The sequence below is a fragment of the Arthrobacter oryzae genome, from assembly GCF_030812315.1.
Taxonomy (GTDB): domain Bacteria; phylum Actinomycetota; class Actinomycetes; order Actinomycetales; family Micrococcaceae; genus Arthrobacter; species Arthrobacter oryzae_B.
This window is the reverse complement of the sequence record NZ_JAUSSM010000006.1, coordinates 212,029-227,889: the sequence shown is the minus strand read 5'-3', so window position 1 is coordinate 227,889 and position 15,861 is coordinate 212,029. Positions and strand designations below refer to the sequence as shown.

The following is a 15,861-nucleotide window of genomic DNA, read 5'->3' as shown; positions in this document are numbered from 1 at the left end:
CCGCGCTAGCTTGCCGGGGTCATTTCCGAAACACGCAGTTCGTCGCCACTGGACGAATTGGGCGTGTAGTTCACGGATTTGGCCTTGCCGATGATGCCGGTCTGGTGCGAGATGTGGGCAAACTGGACCACTTTGTCGTTCTGGTAGGCGAAGATCTCTTCGAAGTCCGTCTTCCGCGCATCGCCGGAGGCCGCATCCGCCTTCTTGATCATGGCGTCGAACTCGGGGGTACCGAAGTAGCTCTGGGCTCCGTTGGACAGCATGTACTGATCCACGGTGAAGGCTGCATCGCCGGCCTGGTTGCCGTGCTGGGTCATCAAGGCCACCGCGCCTTCATCGTCCGGGAAGGGGCGGACCTGGTAAGTCAGGTGCTGGCTGGTCTCGAGCATCTTGAGCTTGACGTTCAGGCCGGCCTGGCTCAGCTGCTCCTGGAGGACCTGGCCCAGTTCCGTGATCTTCGGGAACTGCGCACTGCGGACCACCAGCGAGATCTGCGCGGACGTATCAACGCCGTCGGCGTTTGCTTCGGCAACGAGGGACTTCGCCTTGTCCAGATCGAACGGCCAGCCCTTCAGTTCCGAGTTGTGCCCCACAATGCCTTCGGGAACCAGCTGGGCAGCCACCTGGTGCTTTCCCTGGTAAAGCGAGTTGACGATCCCCTCCTTGTCGAGGGCGTAATTGACTGCCTGGCGAACCCGGATGTCATTGAGGGGTGCTTCGTTGGCGTCGAGCCGCAGGGCAACCGTCTCGTTGTTGGGGTAATCAACGCCCAAGTCGCCGATGTTGTCATCCGGGCTCAGGCCCATGGCAACATCAGCCTCGCCGCTGGTGATCATGGCAGCACGAACCGAGCTCTCCGAACGCCACTGGTACTCGGCCTTGGCGTAGGCGGGCTTGTCTCCCCAGTAACCGTCCCAGCTGGACAGCGTGATCTTCTGGCCGGCGTCCCACTTCTCGATCTTGTACGGGCCCGTGCCGATCGGCTCACGGACCTTCTCCGTGGCACTCGTGGACGCCGGTACCACCTCGAGGAACGACAGGCGCAGCGGCAGGATGGGATCAGGTTCGGGAGTGGTCACGGTCAGGGTGGTGGCATCGACGGCTTTCACGGCGAGGTCCGCGTCGCCGAAGACGTAGCCCTCCACGTTGCAGCCGAGCTTGGAGTTGACCGCTCTTTCGATGGTAAAGGCGGCGGCTTTGGCATTGAACGGCGTGCCGTCCTGGAACGTCACACCTTCGCGCAGCTTGAGGGTCCACTCGGTATCCGTGGTGGCCTTCCATTCGGTGGCGAGCTTCGGCTCCAGTTCACCGCTCTGCGGGTTGCGTTCAATGAGCGGTTCAGTGACGTTCGAGCGCACCACTACACCGGTGGAGGTCAGGTTCGACTCACAGGCTTCCAAGGTGGGCGGTTCCTGGCCGAGCACCACGCGCACCGTATTCGAGGAGGCGGCGCCGGCGTCGGAATTGGCTACTGAGCAGCCGCTGAGACCTAACATCGCGACGGATGCCAAGGCCGGCCATTTGAGCAAGGCGGGAAATGCGGGCTTTGAAGAAGACGTCATTGGATTCCTCCGAATTGGGTGTTTGCGGCAGGGGGTGCTCTTGCACCGGTGGAACCAGGCAACAAGATCAGGTGTTTCGGGCCGCGCTGGACTCAAGCTAGTTGAGGTCCAAAGGCTCCACAAGGCTTTTGCCGGCGGCTCGGAGGGCGCGGCGGGGCCCGCTCACAGCGTCGGCACCCTGTGACGGACACCACTTATCCCGGAATTCCGCGTGGTTCCGCCGGAGTAGTCCAATCGATTCACTTCGGGCATCGAACAATGCCATTTACATGTTGGACGCGTATGGATCGGAAACCTAGGGTGCAGATATGAACAACACCGCCGTCCTACAGGTAGGGCCACTCATGCCAATCGTCCAAGAATCCATCAGGAGCGAGTACGACGCCGTGCGGCTCCCCGATTCCGCCCCCGAGCGGGAAGAGTTTCTGCAGCACCACGGCGGGGAGTTTGAGGTTGCCGTGACTTCAGGAAAATTCGGAGTGGGCCCGGACCTGATGCGCGCACTTCCCAACCTTCGCGCGGTCATCAATTTCGGCGTCGGCTATGACACCACGGACGTTGCCCAAGCCGCCCAGCGCGGCATCACGGTCAGCAACACCCCCGATGTCCTCAACGACTGCGTGGCAGATACCGCCATCGCCCTGTACCTGGACGTCCTGCGCCGCGTGAGCGCCGCGGACCGCTTCGTCCGCCGCGGCGACTGGCTGAGCGCAGGTAACTTCCCGCTGGCCACCAAGGCCAGCGGCAAGAAAGTGGGCATCCTCGGGCTCGGCCGGATCGGGCGGGTCATCGCCCGAAGGCTGGAAGGCTTCGACTGCGACATCAGCTACCACAGCCGCAATCCGGTGAAGGGGGTCGGCTACGAGTACAAGGCCTCACCGCGCGAACTCGCCTCCGGTTGCGACGTGCTGATTGTTGCCGCCGCCGGCGGGCCAGGCTCGGCCAAACTCGTGGACGCGGATGTCATCGAGGCGATCGGACCCGACGGCTACCTGATCAACATTGCCCGGGGATCCGTGGTTGATGAGGACGCCCTCGTGGCCGCCCTGCTGGCCGGGCGGCTGGCTGGGGCCGGGCTGGACGTCTTTGCGGAAGAACCAAAGGTCCCGGAAGATCTCCTCGCTCTGGACAATGTGGTTCTCCTGCCTCACCTCGGCAGCGGAACCCACGAAACGAGGGCGGCGATGGCAGAACTTACGCTCGCCAACCTGCGTCAGTTCGTGGCCTCCGGTTCGGTCCTGACGGCGGTGCAGGCATGAGTGTCGCCGTGGGATACGTCGCCAGCCAGGAAGGCCGCGCCGCCCTCAGTGCCGCTATAGGGGAGGCGGCACTGAGAAAGACCACCCTGCAGATCATCAGCCCGGTCGCGGGCGAAGCGTCTGCCGAGGCGGACTCGGACATCCGTGGCGCAATCGCCGCAGCAACAGCTGCGGGCGTGCAGGCCTCGGTCCGGCCCAACGAAGGCACTGACGCTGCGGACTTCATGACCGATGCCTCCTACGAGGAGGATGTCGAGCTGATAGTGATCGGAGTCAGGCGGCGCTCCCCGGTGGGGAAGCTGTTCCTTGGCAGCACTGCCCAGCGGGTCATCCTCGAAGCCGGCTGCCCGGTCACTGCCGTCAAAGCGGACGTCGGCCCCCGGAACTGAGAGGCAACTGCACCCTTCGTGTTGCCCTGTAGGTATCAAGCTATGCAGAATCTGTGTTGGACGTGCATTACTACGGTTGAATAAAGTCGAGGGGCAAGCTGTGGTGGGGACCACAAGGGCCGGCCTCCGGTCCCCCGCAGCGTGAGCTTTATTCATCTATACAGAGGATTTTCCCATGCAGTCTGTAGACATCGCTGTCACGGATCTGGCGTCTGCCACCAAGAAGTTCTTCCGGCGCGTTCTGCCCATCATGCTGGTTATGCTCGTCTGCAACCAGCTGAACCGATCGAACATCGGCTACGCCCACGAGCATCTGGAGGCGGATGTCGGAATCGGCGCCGCAGCTTACGGCTTCGGTGCGGGCCTGTTCTTCGTTGCCTACGCGATCTTTGAACTGCCCAGCAACGTGATGATGGAAAAGTTCGGCGCCAGGGTCTGGCTCACTCGGATCATGATCAGCTGGGGCATCGTTTCGTTCCTGATGGCCTTCGTGCAGAACGAAATGATGTTCTACGTGCTGCGGTTCCTGCTGGGCGCGGCCGAGGCCGGGTTCTTCCCCGCCGTCATCTTCTATTTCGCCCGGTGGGTTCCGGCGGGCCAGCGCGGCAAGGCCACCGCAATCTTCATTGCCGGTTCGTCGGTTGCCGCTGCTCTGTCCGGGCCCATCGCCGGAATGCTGCTCAGCCTCCAGGGCGCCCTCGGTTTCCGCGGCTGGCAGTGGCTCTTTGGCTTCGAAGGCCTGCTCTCGGTCGCCGTCGGCATTACGGTCTACTTCCTCCTGGATGCCAGGATCGAGGACGCCAAGTGGCTGAACAGCAGGGAGAAAACGGCACTCATCAGCGCCATCGCCAGCGAGGACGCCGAGCACACCACCGGCAAGGACACGAAGGTCAATCGCTGGAAGATGCTGCTGAACCCGCAGATCCTCCTCCTGTGCGGTATCTACTTCTCAGTCCAGCTGTCCATTTACGCCAACACGTTCTGGCTGCCCAGCATCGTCAAACAGATCCCCGGCACCACGGACCTGAGCGTCGGGTTCCTGTCCGCCATTCCGTGGGTCTGCGCCGTCTTCGCGATGTACTTTGCGGCCAAATGGCAGGACCGGGCAAAGTCGAAGCGCCCGCTGCTGGTGGTGGCCCTGCTGGTCGCCGCAGTGGGAACGTTCGCGGCGGCCGTCGCCACGCCGGTTCTGGCACTCGTTTTCCTCGCCGTCGCTGCCATGGGCTTCAAGAGTGCGTCGCCGCTGTTCTGGACCATCCCCCAGTCGGGCCTGCATCCCCTGGTTCTCGCGCCGGCCATCGCCATCATCAACTCGCTCGGCAACCTGGGCGGCTTCGTTGCCCCGTTCGGCTTCGGCCTCATCAAGGAACAGACGGGAAGCGTTGTGCCCGGCCTGTTCGCCCTGGCGGCGGCTTCCACGCTCGCCGCCGGCCTGGTGTACTTCCTCAAGGAACGGACGACGACGGCGGCACCGCCTGCTGCTGAAGCCGCCGCAGCTGCATCCTCAGCAGAAACCCTGGAGCCAGCCGCAGCCCGCTAGGCACAGCCCTCTGCATGATTTCTCCCCGCCCCGTGGCGCAATCCCCCACTCATAGCTAGGGGAAAGGACCGCGCGGCGGGGAGAAGCCGTTCGAGTCAGTTAACGCAAAAGAACCCCGGTCCTAAGACCGGGGTTCTTTCATTTGCGTGCGCGAGGGGGGATTTGAACCCCCACGCCCTTTCGGACACTGGCACCTGAAGCCAGCGCGTCTGCCGTTCCGCCACTCGCGCGCAACTTCTTTCACCCGACTGGACGCCCGATTTCCGGACTGCCAACCTCGTAAAAGCAGCGAGATCAAGCATAACGGACAACCACGGCAAAACACCAATCGGGGCCCGGGGCTGTCCCTGCGCGCAGAAATACCCCCCGCGATATGCCCCTCCGGTGATGCCGCCCGAACCGCGCCATGGCAAGCCCGAATGAACTAATCTCCCCGCCCCGGCGTTGTGCATTAAGGTCATTCACAGCCCTGCCCAGTAGTATCAGATGTAGGAGTGCCCGTCCCCGGCGCACTCCCGGCAATGTTGTGAACTGAGTTCCGAAACGTGCGCTGCCCCGCAGCCGTCAGGAGAGGAGAGGTGCCATGGGAATGCTGGACAAAGTCGAGCGCGGCATCGAAAAGGCCGTCCGCGGTGTCTTCTCCACCGGTTCGCGCGCCCAGGTGGAGCCTGTGGAAATCGCGAGCCGGCTTCGCCGGGAAGTGGACCACAAGGCCATCACCATCGCCGCCGGACGCACGCTCGCCCCCAACGTTTTTGACGTCCGCCTCAGCGACGACGACTTCAGGCGCGCGCAGGAATGGGGCACGCCCCTGGCGGAAGAACTTTGCGATGTGGTGATCAACCACGTCCGGAGCCAGGGCTATACGCTCCGGGGTTCGGTCCGCATCTCCTTCCGGCGCGACGAGGAAATCCGCGCGGGCGATTTCGAAATTGATTCAAAGACGGAGAAGGCCTCCGGTTCCCCTGCGGCTCGGCCCGCGCCCCGGAACAATGTCCCGGCCGCTCCGAGCCGGCAGCCCGTACGCCTCCAACCTGTCCTGGACATCGACGGCCAGCGTTATTCGCTGAATGCCGCGTCCATCGTCCTGGGCCGGTCATCTGAGGCCGACATCCTGGTGGACGACACCGGGGTTTCCCGCCGCCACCTCGAAATCCGCACCGCCAACGGCACCACAGAAGCCGTCGACCTGGGATCCACCAACGGCAGTTACGTCAACGGACACAAGGTCGTAGGCAGCGTAGACCTTACTGACGGCTCCACCATCACGATGGGACGGACCAAAATCATCTTCCGCCTTTTGCCCGCCAACTCCGGTGGCCGCCCGTGAGCGAACTGACCATTACGGCCCTGCGCTTCGGTTTCCTCCTATTGCTGTGGGTCCTCATCTTCAGCATCGTGTCCGCCATGCGCCGGGACCTGATGATCGGTCGGAAGGCCGCCATGGGTGCCCCTACCGCCCGCCAGGTGCGCAAACACCCCGAACTGGCGGAAGCCGCTCCGCCGCCCGCGAAACAGCAGGCGCGCCAACTGGTTGTCACAGAGGGGCCGCTCAAAGGCCACACCATCCCGCTCGCCGAGAGTCCCATCCTCCTGGGCCGCGCCCAGGAGGCCACGCTGGTCCTTGAGGATGACTACGCCTCCGGCCGGCACGCCCGGCTGTTCCCGCAGGGCAGCCGTTGGTTCATCGAGGATCTCGGCTCGACCAACGGCACGTATCTGAACAACCAGCAGCTCACCCGCGCCCTCCCGGTGGAGCTCGGTGTCCCCGTGAGAATCGGCAAGACGGTCATCGAATTGAGGCCATAGCCGTGGCCGTCCCGGAGATTCCCGCTGAAAAGGGCCCCACCCCGATGCGGCCGCTCATCATGCGCTATGCCGCTCGCTCGGATGTGGGACGCATCCGCGCCAAAAATGATGACTCCGCCTACGTCGGCCGGCACCTGGCCGTCGTGGCAGACGGCATGGGTGGCCACGCCGGGGGTGACGTGGCCTCCGCGGCGACTGTCCTGGACATGCTCCATCTGGACCACGGACATTACAACGGAGACGCCGGAACCGTACTGGCAGATGAGATCCAGACCGCCAACTCCCTGCTGTCCGAACTGGTCCATATCAATCCCAAGCTTGCCGGAATGGGCACCACCGTCACCGCGCTGCTCCTGGCCGAAGGCAAACTGCACTTCGCCCATATCGGCGACTCCCGCGCCTACCGGCTGCGCAACGGAGAATTCAAGCAGATCAGCGTCGACCACACCTTCGTCCAAAGGCTCATCGACGAAGGCCGGCTGCGCCCCGAGGAAGCGGAAACGCATCCGCACAAGAACGTCCTGATGCGGGTCCTCGGCGATGTCGATGCCAGCCCTGAGCTCGATCTGGCAACCCTGGACGTCGAACCCGGCGAACGGTGGCTGCTCTGCTCTGACGGCCTGAACTACGTTGCAGGACATGTAGTGGAACGCACGGTCCGCGAAACCCAGGACCTGCGCGAATGCGTCGAAACGCTCGTCGACCTCACCCTTGAGGCCGGCGCCCCGGACAACGTCACCGTTGTCATGCTGGAAATCGCCGAACAGACTCCCGACGACGTCCGCACGGCCGCCGTCGAAATTGTTCAGCCGCAGGCTGGCAGCACAAGTGCGGCCGGTGCAACGGGCGCGGCCGCCTTGGCAAGTGCCCCGGTGTCCTCTGCAAAGATCCCTGACGACGAACCACAGCTGCCTGACGGGTCCGGCGCGGGAAAGCCCCCGGAAGCCGCCCCCGATGGCTCCGAACCGAAGCCATCCGGAGACGGCGCCATCGGTGCCGACGGAGCCGGCAGCACCCACGGTGGCGGTGTCGACAACGGCGCCCCCGGGCCCACATCAGGGCCTTCTGAACCCTCCACCACCACGGACCCGCATCTGGGCGAGCACCTTTCGGCTGCCGTCCTCCGCGAGGAACTCTCCACGCGTCCGCACGAACTCGTTGGCGCCGCCGTTGCCGCGGCCGAGTCCGGCTCCATCCCGACGATTGCCGGGCGGACCGTCGCACGCCGCGCCGCAACCGTCCTTACCCACAAGTCTGATCAGGGCCGCGAGGAAACCGACGAGTACAAGCCAGCAGCCAAGCCGCGCCGTTGGGTGACCATCGCCACGGCAGCAGCCGTCCTCGTCATCCTGGGCGTCGGCCTGTGGCTGGGGTATGCCTGGACGCAAACGCGCTACTACATCGGTGAATACGACCAGCGCGTTGCCATCTTCAACGGCGTTTCACAGCGGCTGGGGCCCATTCAGCTGTCGACCTTGGAGACAGTGACTGAGATCCGCATGTCGGACCTTCCTGAATTTTCGCAGCAACGGGTCCGCCAGACGGTTCCGGCACGAGACCTGTACGATGCACAGCGGATCGTCAAGAACCTCGACCTGACCGGCACCACGTCGCCGTCGAACGAGTGCGTGTCCCCATCGCCCACGTTGACGGCAGCCCCGTCGCCCTCCGGCACGGCGCCGGCACCAACCGGCACAGCGGCTCCGCCCGGAACATCGACGCCGCCCGCAACACCCAGCCCGTCCGCCAACGTTTGTGAGGAGGCCAAGTGACACAGATTGAGGCCATCCCCAAGCCCCGCAGGAATACCGAGCTGGCCCTCCTGATCCTTGCCCTTGCCGTCGGCATCGGAGCCAATGCCCTGGTGGGTGTCGACCAGGAAAAAGCGTTTGATACGGATTTCTGGTTCCAGTCCAGCCTTCTGGCTGCTGCCGCCCTCGTTTTCCATATCGTGCTAAGGATCCGGGCGAAGTATGCCGATCCGGTTATTCTTCCCTTGGTGGTCGCCCTGAACGGCCTGGGGCTGGCCATGATCCATCGCTTGGACCGGGTGGGTGAGGACACCGGCAACAACCAGCTCCGCTGGACCCTGGTTGCGATGGGCGTCGCTATCGCCGTCATCTGGTTCCTCAAGGACCACCGGATCCTGCGCCGTTTCACCTACATTTCGTTGGCAGTCAGTGCCCTGCTGCTGATTCTGCCGCTGGTGCCCGGCATCTCCGCGGGCGAAATCCTCGGAGCCAGCGTCTGGATCAAGATCGGCCCGATGACCTTCCAGCCGGGTGAAGTCGCCAAGATCACCCTGGCTATATTCTTCGCCGGCTATCTTTCCTCCAACCGCGACCTCATCCTGCTGGCCGGCCGCAAGATCGGTCCGCTCCAGTTCCCGCGCTTCAAGGACATGGGCCCCATGATCACCGCCTGGCTGGTGAGCATCGGCGTCCTGATCTTCCAGCGCGACCTCGGCTCCTCGGTGCTGTTCTTCGGGCTGTTCATTGTGATGATCTACGTCGCGACGAGCCGCATCAGCTGGGTGATCATCGGCGTGGGCCTGCTGCTCGGCGGCGGCTTTATTGCCTCCCGGGTTTTCTCCCACGTGGGCCTCCGCATCGACGGTTGGCTCAACGCCTTCACGGACGAAGTTTACGGACGGCAGTACGGCGGCAGCCTGCAGATCGTCGAAGGCCTGTTTGGCATGGCCAATGGCGGCCTGGTGGGGACGGGCCTCGGCCAGGGGCGGCCCAACCTGGTGCCGTTTGCCAACAGTGACATGATCATCGCTTCGTTCGGCGAGGAGCTCGGCCTGATCGGTCTCTTCGCCATCGTGCTGATGTACCTGCTGCTCTTTACGCGAGGTTTCCGCGCAGCCCTGGGCACGCGGGATGCTTTCGGGAAGCTGCTTGCCTGCGGGCTGTCGTTCGCGATCGCGCTGCAGTGCTTCGTGGTGATCGGCGGCGTCACGCGCCTGATTCCACTGACCGGGCTTACCACGCCGTTCCTGGCAGCGGGCGGGTCCTCGCTGCTGGCCAACTGGATCATTGTTGGCCTGCTGCTGATGATTTCTCACACCGCACGCGGTCCCGTGGACACCACGCCCATGCCGCACGGCGTGGAGCCCGGGGAGAAGAAGCCTGCACCGGCCTCCCCGCCGCTGCCGGCCAAACAGCCCGGCCGGCAGCCTTCCTCCGCCCATCCCGAAGCGCCAACTGAAGCGGTGAAACAACTGTGAACCATGCAATTCGGAATTCATGGATTGCCGCGGTAGCCATGTTCGCGCTGATCTTCGGCGCCCTCAGCTATGTCCAGGTGGTGGGCGCGGACGAACTGCAGGCCAACGCCTGGAACAAGCGCGCCATCCTGCAGAACTACTGCAACGACCGCGGCGCCATCATCGTCGGCGGAAAGCCCATCGCCCAATCCGTTGCCGCCTCGGAAAGCTGTAAGTTCCAGCGGACCTACACGGAGCCCGAACTTTATGCCGGCATCACGGGGTACTTCTCCAGGAGCTTCGGCGTCACCGGGCTGGAAAGCGCCCTCAACCAGCAACTGGCCGGCAGCTCGGACCAGCTCTTCCTGGACCGGGTGGGCCAGCTCTTCCTCGGAAACCAGCCCAAAGGTGCTTCGGTTGAACTCACGCTGGACCCGGAGATCCAGAAGCTCGCCTACGATCTGATTCCGGACGGCCAGCGGGGATCGATTGTGGTGACGAACCCGAAGACGGGTGACATCCTGGCCATGGTGTCCAAGCCGTCCTACGATCCCAACCTGATCGCAACCCAGGACCCGGAGGCCGAGGCAGCCAACTTCAACGAGCTGAACAAGATCCCCGGGATCAACCTGAACCAGAACGTGAGCGGCCCCACCGGCGCGCTCCTGGCACCGGGCTCCGTGTTCAAGCTCGTTGACACTGCCGCGGCGCTCAGCTCGGGAAAGTACAACAAGGACAGTGTGCTGCCCAACCCCGCCGAGATGAGCTTCCCGGGCATCCAGTACAAGCTCCCCAACTACGCAGGCGGCAACTGCTATGCGCAGGACACTGCGGACTTCGCCTTCGCCCTCCAGCAGTCCTGCAACACTCCTTTCGCGGCGATTGCCCGGGACCTGGGCCAAAAGGCGATCGCCGACCAGGCCGCAAAGTTCGGCTTCGGCGAGGACCTCGGTGACCAGCTGAAGCTGGACTACGACAATAGGCCGTTCCCGGAGGAGGAACTGGATGCGGCCGGGCTCGCCCAGTCCGCCATCGGCCAACGCGATGTCCGTGCCACCCCGCTGCAGATCGCCCTAATGACCTCAGCCATCGCCAACGGCGGGGTCCAGATGGAGCCTAACCTGATCAAGACCGTGCGGTCACCGGACCTGCGGATCATCAGCGAACCGAAACCGGAAGTCCTCCGGACGTCCACCAGCCCGGAGATTTCGCGGCAGATCACCGAGTGGATGACCAGTGTAGTCAGCCAAGGCATCGGCCGCGGGGCGGCCGTTCCGGGCGTCCAGGTGGCCGGCAAGACCGGCACGGCCGAGCTGGGAACAGACGGCCTGAATAATTCATGGTTTACCGGGTTCGCCCCGGCCAACGACCCGCAGGTGTCGGTGACCATCGTCATGCAGGGCGTGGACATCACCACCGGCGCACAGCTAACCAGTCCGAACGCGAAAAAGATTTTTGAGGCGGTGTTGAATAAGTGAGGCCTACATCGGGAATCACCCTCGGCGGGAGATTCCAGCTGACCACGCGTATTGCGATTGGCGGGATGGGAGAAGTCTGGAAAGCCAAGGATCTTATCCTTGGCAGGATTGTCGCCATCAAGGTGCTCAAAGAGGAGTACACGGGCGACCCCGGGTTCCTCCAGCGCTTCCGCGCCGAAGCGCGCCACACGGCGCTTCTGAACCACGTGGGCATCGCCAACGTCTTTGATTACGGCGAAGAAGAGGGCTCGGCCTACCTGGTCATGGAGCTGGTACCGGGCCATCCGCTGAGCAGCATCATCGAACGTGAACAGGTGCTGTCCCCGGACCGCACTTTATCCATGATCGCCCAGACTGCCCGCGCCCTGTCCGTTGCCCACTCACAGGGCCTGGTGCACCGTGACATCAAGCCGGGGAACCTGCTGATCACCCCGGACGGTCGCGTCAAGGTGACCGACTTCGGCATTGCCCGGCTGGCGGACCAGGTCCCGCTGACCCAGACCGGACAGGTCATGGGCACGGCCCAGTACCTCGCCCCGGAACAGGCAACGGGCCAGACCGCGACCGGCGCCTCGGACATCTACTCGCTCGGCGTCATCGGCTACGAGTGCCTCACGGGCCACCGTCCGTTCTCCGGTGAATCGCAGATCGCCATTGCGCTTGCCCAGGTGAATGATGCCCCGCCGCCGCTGCCGGAAACACTGCCGACGCCGGTCCGGGCACTCCTGATGTCCATGCTCGCCAAGGACCCCAAGAACCGCCCGGCCAACGCCATCAAGCTGTCCGAGGCAGCGGAAGCCATCCGCAACGGCGACATCGCCGCTGCACACGCCGCTGTTCCCGGAATGCTGCTCTTCGAGGCTGCCACCGGGCCAATCACGGCACCGGTGGACATTCCCACCGCAGCGACCGGCGTCATCGAATCCGGTCCGGAAAAGGACAGGTCGGCGACGACGACTTCCGCACTTCCGGTGGTCGGCGCCGCGGGCGCCGGGGCAGCCGCCGGGCTTGCCGCCGGTGCCGCCGGCGCGACCGGTCCGCGCAGCACCCTGTCACGCGCCGACGCCCTTGCTGCCGAACGCAGCTGGGAGCAGGAAGAGGAACAGGACCGCTACGACGAACCGGAGGATGAGCCTCAGCGCAAGGGCCGCAGCCCGTGGACGTGGCCGCTGATCGCACTGATTCTGCTGGTGCTCTTCGCCCTCGTGGGCGTCATCCTCACACAGGCCGGCATCCTGTTCCCGTCCGGTCCGGCAGAGTCCTCGTCGACGTCAAGCAGCGCCAAGCCCAGCACCAGCGCGTCGCCGACGTCCACTTCGGCCAGCCCTACCCCCACCAGCCCGAGCCCGACGCCCACACCGACGCAGAGTACTCCGGAGACCATTAACCTGATCCCGGACGCCTACCTTGGCCGGCCGTACAACGAGGTTCGCAGCACGCTGGTAGGCATGGGGCTGCAGGTCATTGGCGAGCAGGTCTTCAACGATGCGCCGGCAGGCACGGTCACCAATATCGAACCCTCGGGTCCGGTAAATCCCGGGCAGGCCATCACTGTCACCTATTCGAAAGGCCCCGAACCGAGCCAGGAGTCTTCAGTGCCGGCAATTGGCGTTGGCAGCTCTGAATCACAGACGCAGCGCGCCATCGAAGACGCCGGGCTGCGTTGGGTGAAGGGCGAGGACGTAGCGGGCAGCGCCGGACAACAGGCGGGCACGTTCGTCAGTTCGGAGCCGGCCGCCGGCAGCAAGGTGCCCGCCGGTTCCGTCGTGACGTACCACCTTGCCAAGGAGCTCCTGCCCACGCCCAGCAACTCGACGTCGAACTAGGGCGCACCGTGCCGGACTCACCCCGTATCCCGTCGCACAGAGAGGACAGCCTCCCAGTGAATACCCAGCGCGTCCTCAACGGGCGGTACGAACTCGGTGAGCTGATTGGCCGCGGCGGCATGGCTGACGTGCACCGCGGCGTTGATACCCGGCTGGGCCGGACAGTGGCCATCAAGCTGCTCCGGCCGGACCTGGCCCGGGACCCTCAGTTCCAGGCCAGGTTCAAGCGTGAAGCCCAGGCGGTGGCCGCGTTGAACCATCCCTCGATCGTTGCCATCTACGACACCGGGGACCACGCCGTTCCGGGAGGTCCGGAGGACACCGTCCGGGTGCCCTACATTGTGATGGAGTTCGTGTCCGGAAAGACCCTCAGGGATCTCATCCGCGCCAAGGAAGTCAGTATCGGTCATGCCATCGACTTCACTCTCGGCGTGCTCTCCGCCCTTGAGTACAGCCACCGGGCGGGCATTGTCCACCGGGATATCAAGCCGGCAAACGTGATGTTCTGCGATAACTCGGACACTATCAAGGTGATGGATTTCGGCATCGCCCGGGCCATGGCCGATTCCTCCGCCACGATGACCCAGACCCAGGCTGTCGTGGGCACCGCGCAGTATCTTTCCCCGGAACAGGCCCGCGGCGAAACTGTGGACGCCCGTAGCGACCTCTATTCCGCGGCGTGCCTGCTGTACGAGATGCTGACGGGGCGGCCTCCCTTTGTTGGGGACAGTCCTGTTTCCGTCGCCTACCAGCACGTCCGCGAAATTCCCGAGCCGGCCAGCAGCCTCAATCCCGAGGTGTCAGAGGCTCTTGACAGTGTCCTGGCGAAAGCCCTCCAAAAGAACCGGGCAGACCGTTTCCAGGATGCGGCCGCGTTCCAGCGGGCCCTCCGGGCGGCGCGCAACGGCATCGCTGTGCCGGACGTGGCGGCGGGCGAGGCATCGACGGATCCCAACAATACGGTCCCGGCGGCGGAACGGACTGCCCGGACTGCCCCGTACTCGGTCACAGGGGCGAGTTTCCTTGACGATTCGCCGAGCGGAAGGCTCCGGCCTGTCCAGGACACCCTCGGCGATGACCGGGCGCTGCCCGCCCAGGTTTACGAACCTTCGGAAGCCAGCGACCTCCCACTCGGGCTTCCGCCGGAACGTGAGCGTACCCCGCGGCAGAAGTCCCGCCGTCGGACCTGGATTGCCACCTTGGTGATCTTTACCCTGCTGGTCCTCGCCGGGGGTGGCCTCTGGCTCTACAACATGATGAACCAGCCGCCCCCTCCAGTGGCCAAGATCCAGGTTCCGTCAGTATCGGCGCTCACCGAATCCGAGGCGTTGCAGCGCCTCTACAATGCCCGGTTCAGCCCGACTATCAACAGACTGCCGCATGACACCATCACCAAGGGCACGGCCATCGGCACGGTGCCCGCGGCAGGAACATCGATGGAACCCGACTCCAAGGTCACGTTGAACATCTCCGACGGTCCGAGCGCCGTCAAAATCCCGACTGACCTGCCGGGGAGGACGGAAGCCGCTGCCCGGGATGTTTTGCGGCAAATCGGGCTTGCAGGCGCCCCCGGTACCACTATGGCGAACAGCGCAACCGTGCCCGTTGGAATCGTGATCACCACCAAACCCGCACCGGGCGACACTGTCGCTGTCGGAACCACCGTGGAAATTGTGGTGTCCACGGGCAAGGTGGCCATGCCCGAACTCCGCGGCCTGCCCCGGTCGGAAGCAGAGGCAGCGCTCAAGAACCTCGGCCTTGGCATGGAAGTAAAGGAAGTCGAGAACTCAGAAGTTGACCCTGGCAAGGTGACCGAGCAGAGCGATGCGGTCAATGCGCTGGTGGAGCAGGGAAAGACCATTAGCGTGATCATTGCCAAGGCACCGGCGCCCAGCCCGACGCCGACCCCCACTCCCACGCCCACCGAGACCGACCGGGATCGGGACCGCGGTTAGAACGCTACGCGGCTGGAACGTTGATCAGTGCTGGATGAGCGGGCTCAATTTGGCAGCCCGCTCGGCTGCACCTTCCATGCCCAGGGATTCCAACCAGTTGCCCAGCATCTGGTAGCCGCCCTCCGTGAGGACCGATTCCGGGTGGAACTGCACGCCGCAAAGCGGTGCCGTCCGGTGCCTGAGGCCCATGATCACGCCGTTGGCCGTCTGCGCGGTGATCTCCAGGACGTCGGGAATGGTTTCACGGACGGCGGCAAGGGAGTGGTAACGCGTGGCCGTGACAGGGGAGGGGAGCCCGACGAAGACGCTGTCTCCGTGATGTTCCACCAGGGACGTTTTGCCGTGCATCAGCTCGGGGGCGTGCGTCACGGTGGCGCCGTAGGCTTCGGCCAGCGCCTGGTGTCCCAGGCACACACCGAACATCGGCTTGTCGTGGCCGCCGCACCATTTGATCAGGTCAATGCAGACGCCCGCCTCGGCAGGGGTGCCCGGCCCGGGTGAGATGAGGACGCCATCGCGTGCGTCCACCATCTCGATTGCCTCGGCGAGGGTGACGTCGTCGTTACGGACCACCGTTGTCTCGGCGCCGAGCTCCTGGAGGTAACCCACCAGGGTGTAAACAAAGCTGTCGTAGTTGTCTACGACCAGGATCTTGGTGGTGCTCATTGTCGAGTTACTAAACCAATCGTTGAGTCGGTGAACTGGGTGAACTGTGACATCCAGGGAAAGAGGAACTGAACCATCAATACCAGCACGCCGCCAAGCAGCACCAGTGATGTGACGATCCTGAGCCACAGCGGCCCCGGCAGGTGGCGGAATATCCATCCGTACATAA

General features: G+C 64.3%; 13 protein-coding genes and 1 tRNA gene. 10 read left to right on the top strand and 4 right to left on the bottom strand.

Annotated elements, in window-relative coordinates; all coding sequences use genetic code 11:
- Positions 1-5: 5 nt before the first annotated feature.
- Positions 6-1,562 carry an ABC transporter substrate-binding protein gene (locus J2S97_RS13940; protein ID WP_307050396.1) on the bottom strand — a complete coding sequence of 519 codons (1,557 nt, stop codon included), beginning with the start codon at positions 1,560-1,562 and terminating at the stop codon, positions 6-8.
- Between the two features lie 344 nt (positions 1,563-1,906).
- Between J2S97_RS13940 and J2S97_RS13935 the strand changes: the two genes are divergently transcribed.
- The 3 genes from J2S97_RS13935 to J2S97_RS13925 all read left to right on the top strand — a co-directional run bounded on the left by J2S97_RS13935 (position 1,907) and on the right by J2S97_RS13925 (position 4,750).
- The gene (locus J2S97_RS13935) at positions 1,907-2,821 is read left to right on the top strand and encodes a 2-hydroxyacid dehydrogenase (RefSeq protein ID WP_307050394.1); all 915 of its coding nucleotides are present in this window, start codon (positions 1,907-1,909) and stop codon (positions 2,819-2,821) included.
- Positions 2,818-3,210, top strand: a complete 393-nt coding sequence (locus J2S97_RS13930) for a universal stress protein (RefSeq protein ID WP_307050392.1) — start codon at positions 2,818-2,820, stop codon at positions 3,208-3,210. Before J2S97_RS13935 ends, J2S97_RS13930 begins: the two co-directional genes overlap by 4 nt.
- A gap of 175 nt (positions 3,211-3,385) precedes the next feature.
- Complete coding sequence (locus tag J2S97_RS13925; RefSeq protein WP_307050391.1) at positions 3,386-4,750, top strand: MFS transporter; 1,365 nt, start codon at positions 3,386-3,388, stop codon at positions 4,748-4,750.
- Between the two features lie 147 nt (positions 4,751-4,897).
- Here J2S97_RS13925 and J2S97_RS13920 read toward each other — a convergent pair.
- Positions 4,898-4,980: transfer RNA gene (locus J2S97_RS13920), tRNA-Leu, on the bottom strand.
- Positions 4,981-5,333: 353 nt separating this feature from the next.
- Between J2S97_RS13920 and J2S97_RS13915 the strand changes: the two genes are divergently transcribed.
- From J2S97_RS13915 to pknB, 7 genes are read left to right on the top strand one after another with little or no spacing between them, the layout of a single operon-like run.
- Positions 5,334-6,080 (top strand): FhaA domain-containing protein, encoded by a 747-nt coding sequence (locus J2S97_RS13915; RefSeq protein WP_307050389.1) that lies wholly within the window; start codon positions 5,334-5,336, stop codon positions 6,078-6,080.
- Positions 6,077-6,559 (top strand): FHA domain-containing protein FhaB/FipA, encoded by a 483-nt coding sequence (locus J2S97_RS13910; RefSeq protein WP_104174632.1) that lies wholly within the window; start codon positions 6,077-6,079, stop codon positions 6,557-6,559. The genes J2S97_RS13915 and J2S97_RS13910 overlap by 4 nt, the downstream gene beginning before the upstream one ends.
- Positions 6,560-6,561: 2 nt before the next feature.
- Complete coding sequence (locus J2S97_RS13905; RefSeq protein ID WP_373460559.1) at positions 6,562-8,331, top strand: PP2C family protein-serine/threonine phosphatase; 1,770 nt, start codon at positions 6,562-6,564, stop codon at positions 8,329-8,331.
- Entirely contained in the window at positions 8,328-9,788 is a 1,461-nt protein-coding gene (locus J2S97_RS13900) for an FtsW/RodA/SpoVE family cell cycle protein (RefSeq protein WP_307050386.1), read from the top strand. The genes J2S97_RS13905 and J2S97_RS13900 overlap by 4 nt, the downstream gene beginning before the upstream one ends.
- Positions 9,785-11,245 carry a peptidoglycan D,D-transpeptidase FtsI family protein gene (locus J2S97_RS13895; protein ID WP_307050384.1) on the top strand — a complete coding sequence of 487 codons (1,461 nt, stop codon included), beginning with the start codon at positions 9,785-9,787 and terminating at the stop codon, positions 11,243-11,245. The genes J2S97_RS13900 and J2S97_RS13895 overlap by 4 nt, the downstream gene beginning before the upstream one ends.
- Entirely contained in the window at positions 11,242-13,071 is a 1,830-nt protein-coding gene (locus J2S97_RS13890; RefSeq protein WP_307050383.1) for a protein kinase domain-containing protein, read from the top strand. Before J2S97_RS13895 ends, J2S97_RS13890 begins: the two co-directional genes overlap by 4 nt.
- A gap of 56 nt (positions 13,072-13,127) precedes the next feature.
- Positions 13,128-15,026, top strand: coding sequence for a Stk1 family PASTA domain-containing Ser/Thr kinase (pknB, locus tag J2S97_RS13885; protein WP_373460558.1), 1,899 nt, complete (start codon positions 13,128-13,130; stop codon positions 15,024-15,026).
- A 24-nt stretch (positions 15,027-15,050) separates the two neighbouring features.
- Here the strand turns inward: pknB and J2S97_RS13880 are convergent, their stop codons facing one another.
- Entirely contained in the window at positions 15,051-15,692 is a 642-nt protein-coding gene (locus tag J2S97_RS13880) for an aminodeoxychorismate/anthranilate synthase component II (RefSeq protein ID WP_307050379.1), read from the bottom strand.
- Positions 15,689-15,859: a hypothetical protein gene (locus J2S97_RS13875; RefSeq protein WP_307050377.1), complete on the bottom strand. Its 171-nt coding sequence runs from the start codon at positions 15,857-15,859 to the stop codon at positions 15,689-15,691. Before J2S97_RS13875 ends, J2S97_RS13880 begins: the two co-directional genes overlap by 4 nt.
- Between the last annotated feature and the right edge of the window lie 2 nt (positions 15,860-15,861).